Source organism: Paraburkholderia hayleyella (assembly GCF_009455685.1).
Lineage (GTDB): Bacteria > Pseudomonadota > Gammaproteobacteria > Burkholderiales > Burkholderiaceae > Paraburkholderia > Paraburkholderia hayleyella.
The window spans coordinates 95,248-115,899 of sequence record NZ_QPES01000002.1 but is presented as its reverse complement, the minus strand read 5'-3'; the positions used below and the strand labels follow the sequence as shown (position 1 = coordinate 115,899).

Genomic DNA, 20,652 nt, shown 5'->3' with positions numbered 1-20,652 from the left:
CAAGGCATCCTTATTGCGCTTCAAGTTCGCCGAGCAGCGCGTCGATGGCGCTGGCCGCGTCATCCAGCGCATGCGCGCCGCGCGCCTCAAGGGCGTGATCAATCGCAGCGGCGTACTGCGCCAGCGTGCGGGTATCGAACAGCAAGCGCAGCGGCAAAGCCAGCGACCAATGCAGATTGACCTGGGCGTTGACCTGCGTGGCCAGCAGGGAATGGCCGCCTAGCGCGAAGAAATCGCTATCGCGGCGCAGCACGGCAGAAGCCTCCAGACGCAGCACGCGCTGCCAGATCGCAGCGAGTTCGGCTTGCGTGCCGCTCTGCGGCAGGTTCGCGGCAGCCTCCATGCCGGCATCGGCCTTATCGGCCTCATCGGCCTCGCGTGACGGTGCGGGTAATGCCGCGCGGTCGCACTTGCCGTTCGGGGTCACGGGCAGCATGGCGAGTTCGATCAGATGCGCGGGAACCATATAAGCCGGCAACTGGGCGCGCAGCACCGCGAAGAGCGCGGCCCGATCGAGCGTGCCAGGCGTGCGGCAAGCGACGTAGCCCAGCAGTTGCTCATCGCGCACGATCACAACCGCGTCGTGCACACCGGGAGCCGCTCGCAGGAGCGCTTCGATTTCACCCGGTTCGATGCGTTGGCCGCGCAGCTTGACTTGTTGATCGATACGGCCGAGGTAATCGAGCACGCCATCATCACGACGGCGCACCCGATCCCCCGTGCGATAAAGCCGCGCGCCAGACGTGAAGGGATCGGGCACGAAGCGCTCGGCAGTCAGTGCCGGGCGGCCCAGATAGCCGCGTGCCAACCCCACGCCACCGAGATACAGCTCGCCAACGGCGCCTGGCGGCAAAGGCTGGCCTGCGTCATCGAACACATGCAACTGGAGATTGGCGATGGGCTCGCCGATGGGCACGGATGCAGCAGAAGCCGGCACAGCAGAAGCCGGCAGGCAGCACCAGTGCGAGACGTCGATCGCGGCTTCGGTCGGGCCATACAGGTTGAAGAGTTGCGCCTGCGGCAATAACGTGGCGCAACGCGCGACGAGTTCCGTGGAGAGCGCCTCGCCACTCGAGATGATGCGTGTCAGGCTCGCGCAGCGCGTAGTGGCGTCAAAGTCCTCGAGATACGCGAGAAACACGCCCAGCATCGACGGCACGAAATGCAGCGTGGTGACACGCTGGGCTTCGATCAGGGCAACCAGCCGTGCGGGATCACGATGATCGCCTGGCGCGGCGATAGCGAGCCGCGCGCCATAGGCGAGTGGCCAGACAAATTCCCACACGGAGACGTCGAAACCAAACGGCGTTTTATGCAACACCACGTCGTCCGGACGCAAACGGTACGCCTCTTGCATCCACGCGATGCGGTTAGCGAGCGCGCGATGGGTATTCCCCGCGCCTTTGGGCTTGCCCGTCGAGCCCGAGGTGTAGATCAGATACGCGAGCTGTTCGGGCGCCAGCGGCGCCGCGCCGTCTGCCGCGCTGTCTGCCTCACTGCCAGCCCAACTGCCGGCAGCAGGCGCGGCGTTCATTGACAGCCAGTCTTCCATGCAGATCACGGGCAGTGTGGCATCGGGCACCGCCTCACGCACGCGCTCGAACAGCGCATGCTGCGTCAGCACCAGGGCAGGCCGTGCATCACCAAGCAGATAGGCGATGCGCTCAGCCGGATAGTCGGGATCGACGGGAACATACGCCGCTCCGGCACGCATCACGCCCAGCAACGCGATCACCATCTCCAGCGAGCGCTCAACGCATAACGCCACGAGGCTCTCCGCGCCCACACCTGCCGCGCGCAGCAAGGCGGCAACGCGCGCCACCCGCTCATCGAGCTCAGCGTAACTCAGCGCCTCATGCACCGTGCCATCCAGCCCTTGCGCGCAACTCATCTGCAATGCAATGGCCTGCGGTGTGGCCCGTGCCTGCTGCGCGATCTGTTGCGGCAACGGCTGCTGTTGTGCCTGCGGCCAGTCGAACTGAGTCTGGTTGAAGCGCGCGAGCGCGGCGCGATCAGAAGGCGTTGTCAGCGTCACGCTGCCAAGCGCAGCGAAAGGATCAGCGACGAAGGCTTCGAGGCAGGCGGCGAACGCCCGCTGGATCGCCTGGGTTCGCGCCAGATCGACGCGTGCGGTATCGAAGCCGTAATCCAGCGTGAGTGTGGTACCCGTCTGAACCAGCAGCGTCAGCGCAAAATCCGTCGCTTCGATACTGCGCACGTCACGCAAACGCAGTGCACGCTCGCTGCGCTCGGACCATACGGCATCGACAGGATAATTTTCGAAAACCAGCAAGGTGTCGAAGAGCGCGCCACCTCCTGCCTGAGCCCATCGCTGAATCTCATAGAGCGGCGTATGTGCGTGCCCGGTACTCGCGGCATGAGTGCGCTGCAACTGCATCAGCCAGTCAGCAATGCGTTCGTGCGGCGCGGGGGCCGTGATGACCGGCAGCGTATTGATGAACAGGCCCAGCACCTGCTCGATGCCCGGCAGCGCGTCCGGGCGGCCTGCCACGGTTGCGCCAAAGGCCACGCTGCGCTGATGCGTGAACCGTTGCAACAACAACGCCCACGCGCCCTGGATCACCGTATTGAGCGTCAGCTTCAGCCGACGGGCCAACTCCACGAGGCTCGCCGTGGTTTGCGCATCGAGTTCCGCGCGCCATGTCATATGCCCTTCAGGCCGCACGTTCGGCTCATGAAGCGCCACCGCCTCGCGCTGCGCGATCAGCGTCGGCGCGTCGAACTGCGTCAGACGCTCACGCCAGAACGCTTCGTCCGCGGCGGTATCGCGCGCCGCCAGCCACGCGATGAAATCGCGGTAACGCGGCCCGGCGCTCGCAGGATGCAGCCGCGCGGCAGCAAACGACGACGGGCGTGGCCCATCCTGCTGATAATCGCGCAGTACTTCGGCAAACATCTGCGCGCTGCTCCAGCCATCGAGCAACAAGTGATGGCGAGTCCACACCAGCCGCCAGGTGTGCTCATCCATCTGGATCAGCGTGACGCGCATCAGCGGCGCCTGTGTCAGATCAAAGCCCGCTGCGCGATCGGCAGCAAGCCATGCGGCAAAAGCCGACTCAGCGTTATCGTGCTGCTGCGCCCGATCCGCCGCCGCGCGCCAGTCGAGTCGTTGCAGCGGTAGCGTCGCCTGGCGATGAACGATTTGCAACGGCAACGCGGTGCCATGCCAGAAGCTGGTGCGCAAGATGTCGTGCTGCGCCATGCGCCGGTTGAAGGCCTCGCTCAAGCGTTCGATGTCTGGCGTATCGAGTGTCGCCACGAGCTGGTTCACGTAAGTCGATTGCTCTGGGGCATACAGCGCATGAAACAGCAACCCCTGCTGCATCGGTGACAGCGGATAAATCTCGTCGATGCCACGCAAGGCGTGTGGCAAACGTTCCAGCATGGGTTGCGTGAGGCCCGCTTGCGCCGCCAGAGGGAAATCGCCTGATGTCGCGCCCGCGCCGTGTTGCGCCACGCGTTCGACGCATGCGCCAAGCAGTGTCCGCAACGTCGCGTCGAAACGCTGCATCAACGTTTCAATCGTCGCGCGCTCGAACATCGCCGTGCTGTACACCCAGTGCACGCTCAAAGTGCGGGCCGCGTCGATATGCGCATGCAGCGCCAGCGCATTCGAGAGCGGCCCGGCGGGATCTCGCTCAGCACCCACCCCACCGAATTGCGGCAGCAACGCCGCCTCGCGCGCGGCCTCGAACTGCCCCAGATAGTTGAACGTGATGCATGGCCGGGGCAAGGCAGCTAACGCCGCGCGCGTCGGCGCATCGCCGAGATAACGCAGCACGCCAAAACCCAGCCCTTTATGCGGCACCGCGCGCAGCGTGTCCTTGAGCGCGCAAAGCGTATCGGTAACCCGCTCGCACACGGGCAGCGCCACGGGGTAATGGCTCGTGAGCCAGCCTAAGGTCCGGCTCAGGTCGATCTCGTCGAACAGCGCTTCCCGCCCATGGCCTTCGAGTTCGAGCAGCAACGGAGAAGACGGCGCTGCCTCGCCTGCTTCTGCTTCCGGATACGGTTGGCGTTGTGCTGGCGCCAGTGCCTGCACCAGCGCGGCCAACAGAAGCTCAAGTGTTTGCGTACGCCAGGCGGCATTGGCTTCGGTCAATAAAACACGCGTCAGGTCAGCATCGAAGCGCTGCTCGAACGTCGCGCCTTGCGCGATCGTCATGGCGCCCTGCGGATGATCGCAGGGCAAGGTGGCGCTGAGCCCCTGCAAACGCATCCACCAGGCCAGTTCACCGGCAAACGGCGTCATGGCAGCGGTATCGTGATTCGCTTGCTGGGCAGCCTGCGTCAGGCGCGCGGCCCATGCGGGTGCAGCGCTACCTTGAGCGGCAAGGCGCACGGGGCGGCGCTCACACGCCGCACGATAGGCGCTTTCCAGATCATCGAGCAGCACGCGCCACGACACGCCATCGACAATCAGGTGATGCAACGCGACGAAAATGCGGACTTGTCCCTCTGCGAGCCATGCCACCATCGCTCCCGCCAACGGCCCCCGTTCAAGATCGAAGCTGCATTGCAGCGCATCGAACTGGCTCAAGGCATCGGCCTCATCGACGAAGGTCTCGCCCATCTCGTTCATGGCGAGTGGCAACACGTCATAGGCGCGTTCGGCGTAAAACGCGCGCCATGAGTTCGCCTGAGGGTGAGCCTGTCCGGCTGGCCGCGTGCGGCTAAAGCGCAAACGAAAGCTATCGTGATGCCCCAGCAGCGCAGCGAAAGCCTCGGCAAACGCGGCAGCATCGAAATGCCCTACCGGCGTGAGTGTGATGGCCTGATTCCAGTGCTGAGGCCTTGGCACATTCAGCTCGAAAAAGCGCTGCTGCGCGGGTGTCAGCGTAACCTCAGGCTTCTCGTTCAAAGGGCCTGCGGAGCTTGCCCCGGCTGCGGCTGCGTTTGAATTTGCTTCCTGCTGCGGGCTAACGGCGGCATCGACACAGAGCGCAACGGCTGCCAGTTCTGCGATCGTCGGGCGGTCGAATAGTTGCTTCGGCGTAAAACGCACGCCCCGTTTGCGCGCCCGGGCGATCACCTGCAAGGCCAGGATGGAATCACCGCCTAGTTCGAAAAAGTTATCGTCACGCCCCACCCGAGCCGTGCGTAGTACACCTTGCCAGACTTCCGCCAGCACGCTTTCCGCGCCAGGCTGCGGCGCATCGCCCGCGGCGGCCACCGGTGCAAAGGCCATGCCCCATTCACGCAACTGCGCCCGGTCGATCTTGCCGTTCACGGTAACCGGCAACACCTCGCGCACCTGGAGTACGGCAGGCACCATGTAATCCGCCAGGCGCTCGTCCAGTTGAGCGCGCAGCGCGGCTTCATCGAGCCTCGCTGCGCGGCCCGCCGCGTCCAGCACGACGAACGCCGCCAGCCGTGTGCGGCCCGCTTCGTGCAGCGCCACCGTCTGTGCCTGGGCCACCCCCGCGAGGCCGCACAACACGCCGCTAATCTCGCCAGGCTCGACCCGGTAGCCGCGAATCTTCACCTGATCGTCCAGCCGTCCGAGGTAATCCAGCGCGCCATCGGCGCGCAGCCGCATGCGGTCTCCCGTGCGATAGAGACGGCTGCCAGGCATGCCCGATGCGTCCGGCACAAAGCGTTCGGCGCTCGCACCCGGGCGACCCAGATAACCCCACGCGATACCCGGCCCCCCCAGATACAGCTCGCCTGTTGCACCGACAGGCACGGGTGCGCCATAGGAATCGAGCACATACGCTCGCACATTCGGCAAAGGCCGCCCAGTTGGCACGCCCGATCCCGTCATGGCATCGGCGCGCAACGTGGCAGATGCGGCAGACGCGGCAGCCGTGGCGTCGAACGTCAGCACGCCGACTGTCGCTTCGGTCGGACCGTAGTGATTAATCACGCGGCACGCGGGCGCGAGTGCGGTGATGCGCTTCACCAGGCTCCACGGCAAAGGCTCGCCTCCCAGCACCAGCGCGTGAAGCGGCAATACATCAGCGGCCTGCTGCGCTTCCAGCAACGCTTGCAGATGGCTCGGCACGATCTTCAGCACCCCCACCTGGCGCTCGCGCATTACGCTGGCGAACCGGTCTGGATCGAAGGCACATTCGGCGGGTAGCAGATGCAGGGTGCGGCCGGAATACAGCGCGCCAAAGAGCGTTGTATGGCCCAGGTCCGCCGCCACGGTGGACACCATCGCCATGCTGGCGTCACTGGCGAAGGCCAGCTCGCTCAGCATGCCATCGACGTAATCGGCCAGCGCGCGGTGCTCGATGACGACACCCTTCGGTATGCCGGTCGAGCCTGAGGTGTAGATCAGATACGCGGCCTGGGCCGGGTTCGGTAGCGGCATCAAGGGTGTCGCGCCAGCCTGCGCAGGCAGCGCGGCGAGGTCGATGACGGCATGCATGTCATGCGTGTCATGCTTGTTGCCCGCCGGCTCCTCCAGGCTCTTCCAGCTGGAATGGGCCCGCGCGCCGTGAACCAGCATGCAGCGCGCCGCGCAAGCGCGCACCGCAGCGACGAGGCGCTCGCGCGGCATGGCGGGATCGAGCGGCACGGCCATTGCCCCCGCCTTCAGCACACCCAGCAGTGCCACGACAAAGGGCACCGAGCGCTCGAGGCAAAGCGCCACCGCGTCTCCGGCGACCACACCACGTTGATGCAAAGCCTGGGCCACCTGACCGGAAGCGGCATCGAGCTCGGCAAAGCTCAGCCCAGTGTGCGCATCGGTGACGGCGGGATGCTGGGCCCTCGCTTGCGCATGATGAGCAAACGCTTCCACCACAGTGGTAAAGCGTGGCGCCTGAAAGCGGCCGCACAACGCTGCGGCGCGGCCCACACGTAACGCCGTGAGCCTCTGTGAGGGCTGCGCGACCCCCGCCTCCAGCAACATCACGAAGCTTTCGAGCCACGCGTGGGCCGTGGCATCGTCGAGACAATCGGTGGCCCAGGCGGCAACCAGTTCGATACCGCGCGGATCATCGGTGAAATCGAGGGCGAAATCAAAACGGGCGGCCACGTCAGGACCCGGCGTGAGAATCGCGCTGGCCTCCGGCAACGCCACCGGAGTGTCAAAGACAAACTGTTGTGCGAATTTCACCCGCAGCCAGTCTTCGCCGCGGCGCACAGGCGGCGCGACCGCATCGAACACCTGATCGAAGGGCACGTCCTGATGCGCGTAGGCCGCCAGTGTCGTGCGGCGCACCTGGTCAAGCAAGGCGCTAAACGGCGCGAGTGGATCGAGGCGGGTGCGCAACGCGACGGTATTGATGAAAAGACCTAACAGCGGCGCGACTTCGCTGCGCTGACGGTTTGCCACGGGCAACGCGACCACCAGATCCGTCGCGCCACTCAGGCGATACAGCCAGGCGTTGAACGCTGCCAGCAGCACCATGAAAGGCGAAGCCTGGTGCTGACGCGCCAGCTCGCGCACGGCCCTGGACAACTCGGGCGAGAGCCGCTCGGCACGACGCGCGCCGTGCAGCGTGCGTTGTTGCGGCAGCGGACGATCGGTCGGAAGCGGCACCGCACCCGGAGCCTCACGCAACGCCTCACGCCAGTAGCCGAGCTGGTGTTCACGCTCGCCATGAGCCAGCCATGCGCGCTGCCAGCGCGAAAAATCCGCGTATTGCAGCGGCAACGCCGGTAATCGCGGCGCTTCGCCCGCATGCAAGGCGGTGTACGCCGTGGCCAGTTCAGCAAAGGCGCAGCGCGATGACCAGCCATCGCTGATCGCATGATGGGCCGTGAGCATCAGACGGGACGCGCTATCGCCAAGACGCACGAGCGCCGCGCGCAGCAACGGGCCACGGCTGAGATCGAACGCCGCACTCGCGTGCTGCACCGCGAGTTGTGTCGCGGCCTGCGCTCGCTCGACGGCGCCCAGATCATGCAGATCATGTTGTACCAGTGGCACCGGCAGATGAGCATGCACCCGCTGCAGCACGATGCCTTCGTCATCTTCAACGAGCGTCGTGCGCCAGGCGTCATGGCGTTCGATCACACATGCCAGTGCACGCTCCAGCACCTCTGCATCGATCCGGCCGAACAGGTCCCAATGCGCGGCAATGTGATAGGCACTCCCGGCATCGCGCGTCTGCGCCAGCACCCAGAAGCGCTGCTGCGCATAGGACGCGGGATGATCGACAAACGCCGCTTGCCGCTGCGTCTGGGCGGAGCGCGCAGGCTCAGCGGCAAGCGGCATGAAGCCGGCTTCCCCGGCCGGACTGGCGGCGATCAGCGCGGCCAGCTCAGCCAGCGTGGGATCGTCGAACAAGACGTCGAGCTGGAGATTGACCTGGCATTGCTGGCGAATCGCGGCTTGCATCTGCATGAGCGCGAGCGAATCTCCGCCCCAGGCGGCAAAGCGGTCGTCACGGCCAGGCGCCGTCTCGCTGGCAAGAATGCGCTGCCAGATCGCAGCCAGGGTGTGTTCGAGGCCGCCTACCGGCGCGCGGTAAACAGGGCGCGGCGAGGCTTCAGGTGCCACCGCAAGCGTGGCGCGCAAGGCTTCGCGGTCGAGCTTGCCGTTGAGGGTATAGGGTAAGGCGCCCAGTACAACCAGCCGCTGGGGTTGCCATGCCGACGGCAGATGCTGCGCGAGATGGGCACGCAAACGGGCTTCGATATCGCCGTGGGCTGGTGCGTCAGACTGAATAGAAGCCACCGGGGCCTCATCGGCGGCATTCAATACGGCGCATGCAATGAGCCGCACCTGCCCTGCCACCGTGTCGCCCAGCACCGCTGCATCATGCACGTCACGATGCGCCCGCAGGCATTGCGCGATCTCGCCGGGCTCAACTCGCACGCCGCGAATCTGCACCTGATCGTCAATCCTTCCCAGGTATTCGAACGCTGCGGGTGCCAGCCCCGCCTGCGGCACGCGCACCCGGTCTCCCGTGCGATAGATTCGCGCGCCAGGCTCACCGGCTTCATCGGGAATAAACTGCTCGGCGGTCAGCGCGGCGCGGCCATGATAGCCCCGCGCCAGGCACAGCCCGCCGAGTAACAGCTCACCACCCCGCTCACCACCCCGCCCACCGCTGGGCTCACCATGGCCATCCGCCATCGGCGCGGCGCTCACATCAACCGCAACCGGTGCGACACGTGCCACGCGCGGCCCTATCGGCCAGCCTATGGGCAATGCTGTCGCGGCCTCTGCCCCAGGCGCGTCAATCTTCACCCCGACATCGAGTGGCCACAGCAGCGGCGAAATAACCGCTTCGGTCGGGCCATACCCGTTGATCATCCTGACCAATGGGAAGGTGTCACGCACCGCGGCAAACACATCGCGCGGCATGGCTTCGCCGCCGAACGCGAGAATCCGCAACGTGGGCGGCACACCGGCACGTGCGGCCGCTGCGGCGAAGTCACGCAGATAAGCCGGCGGGAACGCGGCAATCGTCACGCCTTCACGCTCCACCCGATCGCGCACGGCATCAGGCGTGACAGGCGGCGGATCGGTCAGCACAAGGCTCGCGCCCGCGAGCAACGGCGCGAGCCAGTATTCATGCGCCAAATCGAAATTGACCGAGGCGAAATGCAACACGCGGTCCGACGCACGCATCGGATAAGCCGCCACCACTGCGGCGCAATGTGCTGCCAGCGGCCCGTGTTCGACCACGACCGCCTTCGGCACCCCGGTCGAGCCCGAGGTGTAAATCATGTACGCCGCCGCGCGCGGATGCACGGGAGCTGCCGCGAAAGCAGCCGCCTCAGCGACAAGCGCCAGCATGCCGGCTGGATCACGGGATGCAGCACCGGCACCGGCACCAGCACTGGCATCTGCCTCGGCGTGAACGTCGAGACAATGCATCAAGTGTTCACGCAAGACAGGCGGCGCATCGTGGCCCAGCACACCGTGTTGCAAGCCCGCATCGTGGAGCATCCATTCCAGCCGCGCCAGCGGTTGACGCGGATCGAGCGGTACCATCACGCCACCGGCTTTCAGCACTGCCAGCAACGCCACGATCAGATCGCACGAACGCTCGACACACACGCCCACGCGCACTTCCGTGGTCACGCCACGCGCGCGCAGCTGGGCGGCGATCGACGTCGCGCGCCGCTCCAGTTCAGCCCGCGTGAGGCGCACGGTGTGCGGCACGAACGAGGCGAGTGCGGCAGCGTCGGGCGCGCGGCATGCCAGTTCTCGGATCTGTTGATGCAAGGCGGGAGCAAACGTCGTCATTCGCGGTCAATCCTTCGGCTAGAGCCACAACGTGGCCGCTAAAAAGTATCCGGTGGACAACCCCGTACTCGCAGACCGGAGTTCATGCGCGCCGGATGGCAGCGGCTTCACTCAGGTGACGAACCACTCGCCCAGATTTTTACCCCGTAGATCAAACAAATCACAAAAACTCATTGCGCATTCGTTTCGCATCACAAATAAAATTGGCTGACTGACTGATTGCGGCTTGCTGGGCTCATGGCTCAAGGTCGCGGCTCGTTCAAGCCTGTTAAATATTCCGTGTGCTGGTTCGTCTCACTCTTTGAGCCGGCCGCTTGTGCGCTTTTTTTGTTTTTATTCTGGATGCCGCTGGATACCACCCGCACCGAACGCTGCTGCACGCCTTTCCTGACTGGCACCTTTTTGTGCCCCGCTCGCCTTCGCCCAACTGATTGATGCCGATGACTGCCACACCCACCGCTTCTTCTGCTTCTGCTGCCTCCGCCGCCCGCCCTCATCGCGCCACCACGACCCCAGCCCGGCCCGCCACGCGTTTGCTGCTAACGTTGTTACGCCGCTCACGCGGCACGCTGGCGCTGGCGCTGCTCGCCTGTGTCGCCAACGGTGCCTCGAGCGTATTGCTGGTCGCCACGCTGAACCAGGCGCTACGCTCGCCCATTGCCGCCGATGCCACGCTCGCCTGGCGTTTCGCGGCATGCGCCATCGTTGCGCTGCTGGCGCGCATTCTGTCGGGCGTGCTGTTCGCCGGGCTCTCGCAAGACACCATGAGCCAGATGCGCAGCCACGCCGCCACGCGCGTTGCCGCCGCGGAGCTGCGCGACGTCGAACGCGTCGGCGCCGCCCCGGTCCAGTCGATCCTGACCGACGATGCCACCAACGTTTCGATGCTGTTCTTCGCCTTGCCCAACATCGTGATGCACGGTTCACTCGTCGTGGGCTGCCTCGCTTATCTGGCATGGCTCTCATGGCCCGTATGCGGACTCGCGCTGGGTGCGATCCTGGTGGGCTCGCTGGGCTATCGCCTGGGCGATAGCCGCGCACTCGCCGCGCTCGAAGCAGCCGGACATGCGCAAGACCGTCTGTTCGGCTATCTCGGCTCGCTCTTTGCCGGGGCCAAGGAACTCAAACTGCACCGCGCACGGGCGCAGCAATTCATCGAAGGCCAACTGGGCACAGCCATTACCGAAGTGCGCGACCATCGCCGTCGTGCCTTTGTCGCTTATGCGATTGGCGTCGGCTGGATCGTCTTTCTGTTTTATGTGTTTTTGGGTGTGGCCACATTCTGGCCATCGCTCGGCGTGCAGGCCAATCCACAGGCTGCCGCGAGTTACGTGATTGTGTTTCTGTTCATGCTGGTGCCGCTCGATGGCCTGCTCAACAACCTGCCGACAGTCAACGCGGCGCGCGTGTCACTCGAGCGCATCGAAACCGTGCTGGCCCAATTCGATCCGCCTGCTTGCGCGGCTCATGCCAGCGCAACGGATACGACGCTGGCGGCCACAACAACAGCCACAACCCCGGCCGCCTTCTCCACCCTAACGCTACGTGGCGTGACACATGCGTATTTCCATGAACGCGATGAGCGCATGTTTCGCATCGGCCCCATCGATCTGACATTCCGGCCGGGCGAACTCGTCTTCATCGTGGGCGGCAACGGCAGCGGCAAAACCACGCTGGCGAAGGTCATCACCGGGCTATACGAACCCGAAGAAGGCGTGATCGAAGTGGATGGCGTAGCGCTTACGCCTTCGACTCGGGCGGCCTACCGCGAACGCTTTGCGACGGTATTCAACGATTTCCATCTGTTCGATGCGCTGCTCGGCGTGGTCGACCCGAATGCGGCATCACGCGCCAGCGTCGATGCCGCGGCTAATGCCCTGCTCGCCCAGCTCGCGCTGGAACACAAGGTTCAGGTCGTGGATGGCCGCTTCACGACGCGTGCGCTGTCGACGGGCCAGCGCAAACGGCTAGCGCTCGTCGTCGCCTATCTGGAGGACCGGCCGTTCTATCTGTTCGACGAATGGGCGGCCGATCAGGATCCAGCGTTCAAGGCGGTGTTCTATGAAAAGCTCTTGCCCGAACTGCGCGCGCGCGGCAAAACCGTGGTGGTGGTAACGCATGACGACCGTTATTTCACGCTCGCCGATCGCGTCCTGAAACTCGACAACGGCGCGATCATCAACGAAACCCTCGGCAAACCGCGTGCACTACCTGCGACCATGAGCCCCGCTCCGCGTGCGGTGCAGCCGTAACGGCTGGCTCATCCGCGCATCATTGCGGAACAACACGCTGATTTGCCATTCGGGGTCAAATGATAAAAATACTCGCCCGGTCTTGGCGCATGATGCGCGCGTGGATTTAAAGGGCCCTAACACACATGCGGAAGAATGAGACAAATCTTATTGCGGAGCGCATTCGCCCCAAATATAAGAATGGAACACTCTTATACGTAACAGGGCCACATTCCATATGTCTTCCGTACAAACCGAAACCATTGCCGCCGCCTACGACAACGTTCCTTACCAATCAAACGCTTTATGGAAAACCGCGCCCGAACATCTTCGCGCCGTTGCCAGCCTGTTTTCCATTGACACGCCAGCACCCGATTGCGCCCGTGTTCTTGAGCTCGGCTGCGCAGCGGGCGGCAATATCATTCCGTTTGCCATGCGCTATCCCCATGCTACGGTAGTCGGTGTCGATCTCTCATCGGTTCAGATTGCGGCCGGACGACGCGCCATCAAGGCCACCGGTCTGCAAAACATCAAGCTCATCCAGGCGAACATCGCCGATCTCGACAAGAGCCTCGGCGAGTTCGACTACATCATCTGTCATGGTGTTTATAGCTGGGTTCCAGAAGAAGTCCGCGCCGACATCCTGCGCATCGCCAGCGAATGCCTGAGCCCCGACGGCGTAGCCAATATCAGCTACAACACCTATCCTGGCTGGAAAGCCAAGGAAATCATCCGCGATGCGATGCTGTTGCGCAGCGAAGGCCAGACTACGCAGCAAGAACGCCTCGCTTACGCGCGCGGCATGATCGACTTCATGCACGACATGGCAACGCCTGGCAGCCTGATCAAGCACGTCATGGAAGATCACATCGACACCATTCGTCATGCCGAGACGTACTATCTGGTTCACGAATTTCTTGAAGTGTGCAATAACCCGTGTTACTTCAAAGACTTTCTTGCCGCCGCAAAACCTTATGGCCTGGGCTATCTGGCTGAAGCCAACATCATGCAGATGTTTCTCAGCAACTTCCGCGAGCAGATCGCCGAGCCCCTGCGAGCCGAATGCGGCGACAACCAGATCATGCTTGAGCAGTTGCTGGATTTCCTCGTTAACCGCACATTCCGTCAAACGCTTCTGATCCATGAAGAACGCACTAAAAAAATCAATTACGTGATCACGCCGGAACGGATCCGCCCGCTTCATATCGCCTGCAACCTCACGCAGGATCCCGATAACCCCGGCATCTGGCGTACCGCGAACGACGTCACGCTCAATACTCACCGGATTCCCGCTGTGACCCAGATCATTGATCGGCTCAATGCGGCATGGCCCGGCACGGTTCCTGTCGCAACGCTCCTTCAGGAAGCCATGCAAACGCTCGAAGCGCATCCCGAGCAGAAAGAATTCGTGGAGCAATCCCTGCTTCGAACGATCCAGACAATGGTGATAAGCGATACGGCAAGATTCCGTCTGGAGCCGGTCACGGTAAGCCATGCCGAGGTTACTCATCCACGAGCGCCGCAAGCCTTGCGCGCGCTATCCGAACTGCTGGCTGACGCCAGTGTTCCGCTTACGCTCGCCAATCGCTGGCACGAACCCGTTGTCAAACAGAGTCCGTTCGAACGGCAAGTATTTAGCTTGATGGATGGGAGTCGTGATCTCGATGCCGTGACCGAGGCGATCTATGCCGCCACCCCATCAATCGAGTTTCCACTAGTGGTGGATGAGAAAGTGTACGAAACCCGTCAGGCACTCATGGAAACGCTGCGCACAGATATTGAAATCGTGATTGCCGGATTCTCGCAGATGTCCCTGCTGGGCCCCGCCGAAGAGACCACCCCGACACCTACTCCCCCGGTGCCGGCACAGACTTCGGCACCGGCACCGGCCCCCTCATCGCGGGCGAAAAAATCCGGGTCCACGGCAAAGAAAACCCCCCGTAAAAAACCGGTTGCATAACCCGGCCTGAGTCATCGGCTCAAACCCATCCTCATGCCCGGCTTTTCGCCGGGCTTTTTTTCGCCATTGCCTCACGCTCCCACCCAGGCCGTCTGATTCCTGGCCAAATAACAGCGTTTTCGTGGAACGTTTAATCCCTTTGGCGTTACTCACAAGCTTCCCAAAACATATAACTCAAACCGAAAAGGGGCTCGCATGGTCTTTTCCGTCAATCGTTCAAGCTCACTTCAATCTGGGCGAACCCCTGATACAGGCATTCATTATCCGGCGATGGTCGGCAGAGCGATCGAGTCTGTTCCGCCAGAAACCAGGCCGCGCGCGAACTCGTGGCGACATCACCCCTATCCGCTACGCTCACGCCATCCGCAGCCAGCCCCGACGCCCACGGCCCTGTTAGAGGAGGCGCTCTTGCGCAACGACGTCGGCCTTGCAAGGCATGCACTGGAAAAGATAGAGAACCCCAACGTGCCACTGTCCTCAGGCCACTTGCCGTTGCACTATTCGCTCTATCACGACCGCGCCATCACGCCTCTTCTGCTTGGCCATCCTGACATTGACCTGAATGCGAGAGACCAGAATAAAAATACGGCATTGTTGATCTCGCTCATGCTGGGAAGGATGGATGCCATCAGCCGGCTAATCTGCCCCACCAATGTGAATACGCCCAATGATTCCGGCTTATGGCCGTTGCGGATGGCCTTGAAGCTAGCGATAGCGACACAGAACACCCAACCGCTGCAGCAGTTGCTGCGCGCAGGTGCATACCCGAATACCGCATGGAGCGGAAACGAGGCCCCTGGTTCGATTACGCCGAAGGCTCTCGCGCCTTTTCTGTTTCACGCGATCACACGCGACGACAAAAACCTGCAGGAAAAAATCGAGCAGCTTGCGGGCCCAGCCTTTACGCCGGAATACTGTCTGGACCAGTATCTTGATGCCGACGAGGAAAACCGGAAAAAACTCCGCGATGATTTACACGCAAAGCTGCTCAATACGGCAAAGCGAACATCGTTGCTGGATTACTTTACTTTTGCGGAACACGACAGGCAGATTCCTGCGACCTACGAAAACGACTTGATTAAACGCGAGCTGCATTTGATCAGGCTCTTCCGGCTATTTAAAGACGATGCCTTAACGGCTTCAAGACGTTTTGTCCCGTTACCCAACCTCCTGATCCGTCAACTAGAACAAAAGTTGGAACAGCAATCACAATACAACATGCCCCCTGGCGAGAGCGCGCCTCTTCGTGACAACCCGCTATACCGGATGGCCTTGACAAACTATCTCAAGAACGCACTGAAAACGCTGAACAGACTTCTGGATTTCGATTTGGAGGAGACGCGGTTAGAGACATTCGAAATACGTTAATCACAACAAGATCAGTCACCGTTAGCTGGAGCCCCTCCCAGACGCGCCCAGCGTAAAAAACATGAGAAACGACCAGGCACATTGAGCGAATAGCCGATTTGCAGTTGCGACAAAACCCCACCCATAGCCGTGCATGTATCACGGCAAAAACAAAAATAAACAAGGAAGTGCCACCTTCACCTGTAAGGCGGGCCATTTCCTTCACTGAGAGCGCTCACCATGATCCGAAACTCGATATCAGCCGACAAATCCGACAAATCCGACCAATCCCACCAATCCGGCCAATCCCGCCAACCCGCATCCTCTTCGCACACGGAACACGACGGCCGTCCAGGCCGCCGCCAGCTCGCCCCTCGCCCGGGAAACAGCAGCGTATCTGAACATATACAGTGGCAATGGTTAAGCCCGATTTCCCAGGGAACGCCCGTCACACAAGAGACGGTACCCGGCTCAAATGCAGTCCGGCACCAGAGCAAAACAGCCGAACCCGATCCGAAAAGAATTAAACGTTCGCCGCCCCTCGACGAGACGAACGCCAGCACCCACTCATCCAGCAAGAACAAGCCTCCGGGCCATAAACCGCTCTATCCCATTCCGTTTGATGGCAAGGGCAAACCGTTTCTGAATAGCGCGATCGAACAATGCGACTATCCCGCCGCCAAATTTCTTCTGAATGCCAAAATTTCGCCCAGGCTCACGGATCGTAAGGGCCGCAATGCATTACATGTGGCGCTCAAAACCCGCAGCCTGCCTATCATCAATCAAGTGCTCCGGCATGACCCGTCGACAGCCAACGCCCCAGATCACTGTGGTAATACACCGTTCCATCATGCGATTCTCAAACACAACGACGACGTGATCTGGCTGTTCCGTAACTATGGCGCCGATCCCACGATGAAAAATCATGATGGGCTCACGCCGGCAAATTTCGTCGTCAATCAGGCGGCACTGTCATTGCTTAAAAACTCGCAGGCCAACGCACACGAGGAGCATTACGAACGTGGCGTGAAACGTGCCGAGAAGATGATTGCCAAGCGTGACCTGGAAAATCTCGCTGTGATCGCTCCCTTGCTCAACCTGCAGCGCAGGCCCGACACGCAGATACGGCTCTTGCATGCCGCCAGCGAAGTCATCTACCTCCACCTCGATCACCAGCCACTTTTGCTCTTGTTTGATATTGACCTCAACCAGGGAGAGACACAAAAACTGGCTGCACTGCTTAAGCATGAAATACCGTTACCGGTTGCCACCGCGCTCATTTTCCAGGCCATTGCGAACAACAATCCCCTATGGCGGTTATGCTTTGAAAATATCGCTAAAAATGATTTTTTTCCCGATTTTTATACGATGCGCTACCGCACGCTTCCGGACCCCATGCAGAAAATACTGCAAAACGATTTAGCCAAAAAACTGGAATTCCCAAAAAACCAGGCGCGTTTCATGCGGCATCTGGAAGAAATCGTGCCGCCTGGCGCAGGTGAAAATACCCGCGCCAGGCCGGCATCGCATAAACAAAAAAACCCGCAGTAAGCAGATAGCAATACGGCGCGGGCTTCTGCGCCGTTCATGTTGCTTCCGGTCGGTCCGCGTAACCTCTCTGGTGCCCCAGGCCAACGGCCCTACGCGTTCGACCGGTTATCTGGCCATGGCTTGCATCACTTCAGACGTGCCAGCATGCTTGCACTGATCCCTTGCTCGATTTCCGTGATCAACTGGCGAATCAAGTTCTGGTCAGCGGGGTTTAGCTTATTAAAATTAGCCAATACATGCTGGTCGAATTTACACAAATTATCTATATCCAGAAATTTTTCCATTAAATCTTCTTTGAGATATTGCCGGCCATCGGCATTCGCATGGAAATAACGTTCCACATAAAATTCCGGGAAAAATGGATTGTTAAGCTTTTGTTCAAATGCCTTTTTCAAATCCTTTTTCCCAGAAACACATCCGTAAAATACAAACTCAGTCACGATAGGCACAGGCACATCATTTCTTTGTAGCAGGGTCCGTAAAAAATCTTCCTCAGGGCATGCGCCTTTGGCTAACAATTGTCGCAAAGGAAACAGGATTTTCTTAATCTTTGAAAGCTCGTGCGACAAAAGTTGCTTGAATTTCTTTTCAATGTAGTAAACGGCAATGGATAAAGGGGTGTGCCAGACACGCGCTCCGCCAGAACAGCTTATGAACTGGCCTTTACTGAGGTCAACCAGATCCATAAGCCGAGCGAGCGTCTCTGCATCATTGCCAGCAATCACGTCATACAATACCAGGCTACTTTGTTCCTGTAACACACCCGGCGTGACGTTCTGCAGCCAGGCGACTGCAGAATGTGGCGACCCCGGCCACAGTTCCGACGGTGTTTTGCCTTCGGCATTTGTAAGCTTAGGATTCGCACCATAAAAAACCAGCGCCCACGCGGCTTTCGGGTTTTTCTTGAGAATAGCCAGATGCAGCAAGGTATTCCCCCACTCATCCGTTTTATTGATCACGGCGCACGGCAAGCGCTTGAGTTCCCCCAGCAGCGCCGCATGGTCCCGCGCGCTAATTAACGAGGCTATCCCAGAACGCGAAATTTCTAACGCTTTCTCATCGTAATTAAGCAGTGTGGAAATCTGCATTGCAATTCTTTCGAGATTCGGCGTATACATCCCGAACGTTATTTCAGCTTGAGACGGTAAAGCGTTAGGCACAATCTGGGCAGAAGCCTGGTTAAAAATATCCATTCCGGAAAAATGAAGCGGCACGATGCCGTTTGCCCGCCATTCGCCTTCCGCCTGCACTTGATGCATGCCGCTCCACCTCCAATCAATTTGGGTATTCGGTACATCCAGTAAATTCTTTGTGCCGTCACTTACCGATAACGAACTGTTACGTAAATCAACGTTACGGCCCAGGCCCAAACCCTTCGAAGGATTAATCATCTGCACACGGTCTCAATCAAGTAAGAGGAATAGCCAGGCAAGAGGGATAGAACGAACGCCCTGTCCTGACGCAGGGTATGTAACAAAAGCCCCTTCATTTGTTCCTCCATCCTTGTCGGAATGCTCGCCCATTGCCAGAAAATAGCGGTGACAACATTGAGATCAAACTCACCGGCAAGAACAGCATGCAAGTGGACACGGGGTTGTGCTGAAAGCAGGTCATCTTCCAAAAAATGTCGATTTCGTGCATCAACCGCCAAATTTAATGGAACGTTTTATATGGCCCCCGTTACTTAGTGATCCAGATAGCGCAACATCTGCATCCCGATACAGGAATATGAATGTCCAGCAAGAACGTTTTGCCCATCTCCTCCCCTCACTCTCCACGGCCCAACTTCACCTCGTCCACCTCGACGAATCCTCAAGCGAATGGCACGGTTTCGTTGCCGCCACAGGGTCCGCCACGGACTCATACAACGGAAACGCGAATTCCAGGCACAGGTCCGCTTAATTGCAAGCAATCCGGCGCGATTAAAAAAGCCTCAACTACTGTCCGGGATTATTCTCAGCAGAACAGGCGCTTGAAGAGCGGCGAGCCTGTTCAGCAGAGCAATGCCGATATCGTCCGCGAAGCGCTAAAGTCGCCCGTCAATGCCCATAAACTTCCGCCCGCATCTGACATTCAACTGCTGCAATCAGATAATTTTCCGTTGCATCTCGCACTCCAGCACAACCTCTCCAAGAGTGTCCAGTGGCTGCTGGATAATCCGGCGATTAAACCCAACGAAATTAATTCCCATGGCGAGACGGCCCTGCGCGCCACCATCCGCTGCGGCAACCTGCAATACATCGAGATGCTGGTTCAGCACGGCGCGTATGTGGACCCCGAGAACAAGAAGAAAAATAGCCTGGTCAGTGAATTGCTATTCAGCCAGCCCATAACAGACAGCGTGGCGTTCACCACAGCGGTATCGTTTTTACTCGATGATGGCGCGGATTTGGAGTTTGTCCTGACGTGGTATCTGGATAGTGGCTTTGACGCACTGGCAAAAAAAGAAACTCAAAGACTCCAGCTCCAAAACAAGTTGGCACAGAAACTCGTGCAATCGATGGACCCGAACACGCTCTTTGCGAGGCTGTTCGAAATTCAGCCCGAAAAACGCAGCGCAGAAGATTTTTGCCGCTCCATCCAGCAGATGGAAACACGGGTAAAAGTGTTTTACGCGTTGTTAGAAAAAACCCCTTGTGCCCTGTCAGACACCCGCTGCATCGATGCTTGCCTGGCTGACCTCGAAACAATGTTGAAAAAGTTCGGGCTTTATCCCGCCTCGACCGATCAGCGCCAGGGCGGATTCGGATTCGAATTCAATGCAGGCCCAGAACATTTCACGATGATGGAAAACTATCTGCATGAGCGTCTTAACGTGATTTTGAAGTGCGTCGAAATGAAAGAATCTGCAGCCTTTAGCGTACTCAACACGTTGACGGGCATGATGAATCAACTTGCCAGCGCCCACGCCAAAGTTCAGAGAAAAGACGCGCGGAGCGCTGATATCGCGTTGCAGTATCTGCGCCTCGCGCGTGCGCTGGGCATACTCATTGACCACTCGACGCATCTGTCTGACAAGACGAATCTGTCCGCGCTGAAGAAAAAACTTGAAATGATGAAAAAGCCATCATTTGATCCACAAAAGTCCATCAGTGAAATTAGCCCGCTCATGGCCAAGATAACGAGTTCCCCGTTTTGATGAACGTTTGACGAACCGGTAACAGCAAGAAAAGCGCGGCTATCCGGGCAACGCCGCACCCCTGCTTTTTCCCCGTATTGCGCCGGGGAATAAACCCTTCAAACCCCCACGCCATGTCATTCATCTCCAGCAATCCGTGCTGAGGGGAGGGCATGGTCACGCCCTTCGAATAATCGTTACTTCATGAATTAATCATGAAGTAGCAGTGTGTTTTACCGCGCTTTAACAGGAATCTTGCAGTGACAATAAC

At 60.1% G+C, this 20,652-nt stretch carries 7 protein-coding genes; 5 read left to right on the top strand and 2 right to left on the bottom strand.

Annotation, left to right across the window (positions count from 1 at the left end):
* Positions 1 to 10: 10 nt before the first annotated feature.
* Positions 11 to 10,174, bottom strand: a complete 10,164-nt coding sequence (locus GH657_RS14930; RefSeq protein ID WP_153101843.1) for a non-ribosomal peptide synthetase — start codon at positions 10,172 to 10,174, stop codon at positions 11 to 13.
* A gap of 440 nt (positions 10,175 to 10,614) precedes the next feature.
* Here GH657_RS14930 and GH657_RS14925 point away from each other — a divergent pair, with 440 nt between their 5' ends.
* The 4 genes from GH657_RS14925 (at position 10,615) to GH657_RS14910 (ending at position 17,263) form a co-directional block, all read left to right on the top strand.
* Positions 10,615 to 12,426: a cyclic peptide export ABC transporter gene (locus GH657_RS14925; protein ID WP_153101842.1), complete on the top strand. Its 1,812-nt coding sequence runs from the start codon at positions 10,615 to 10,617 to the stop codon at positions 12,424 to 12,426.
* Between the two features lie 217 nt (positions 12,427 to 12,643).
* A complete protein-coding gene (locus GH657_RS14920; RefSeq protein WP_153101841.1) occupies positions 12,644 to 14,365 on the top strand; it encodes a methyltransferase regulatory domain-containing protein in 1,722 nt (573 codons plus the stop codon).
* 195 nt (positions 14,366 to 14,560) lie between these two features.
* Positions 14,561 to 15,733 (top strand): ankyrin repeat domain-containing protein, encoded by a 1,173-nt coding sequence (locus tag GH657_RS14915; RefSeq protein ID WP_153101840.1) that lies wholly within the window; start codon positions 14,561 to 14,563, stop codon positions 15,731 to 15,733.
* Positions 15,734 to 15,952: 219 nt separating this feature from the next.
* Positions 15,953 to 17,263, top strand: coding sequence for an ankyrin repeat domain-containing protein (locus GH657_RS14910; protein ID WP_153101839.1), 1,311 nt, complete (start codon positions 15,953 to 15,955; stop codon positions 17,261 to 17,263).
* 125 nt (positions 17,264 to 17,388) lie between these two features.
* On the opposite strand, the gene GH657_RS14905 is transcribed toward GH657_RS14910, so the two are convergent.
* Complete coding sequence (locus tag GH657_RS14905) at positions 17,389 to 18,654, bottom strand: ankyrin repeat domain-containing protein (RefSeq protein ID WP_153101838.1); 1,266 nt, start codon at positions 18,652 to 18,654, stop codon at positions 17,389 to 17,391.
* 341 nt (positions 18,655 to 18,995) lie between these two features.
* Between GH657_RS14905 and GH657_RS14900 the strand changes: the two genes are divergently transcribed.
* Positions 18,996 to 20,402, top strand: coding sequence for an ankyrin repeat domain-containing protein (locus GH657_RS14900; RefSeq protein ID WP_153101837.1), 1,407 nt, complete (start codon positions 18,996 to 18,998; stop codon positions 20,400 to 20,402).
* Positions 20,403 to 20,652: the final 250 nt, after the last annotated feature.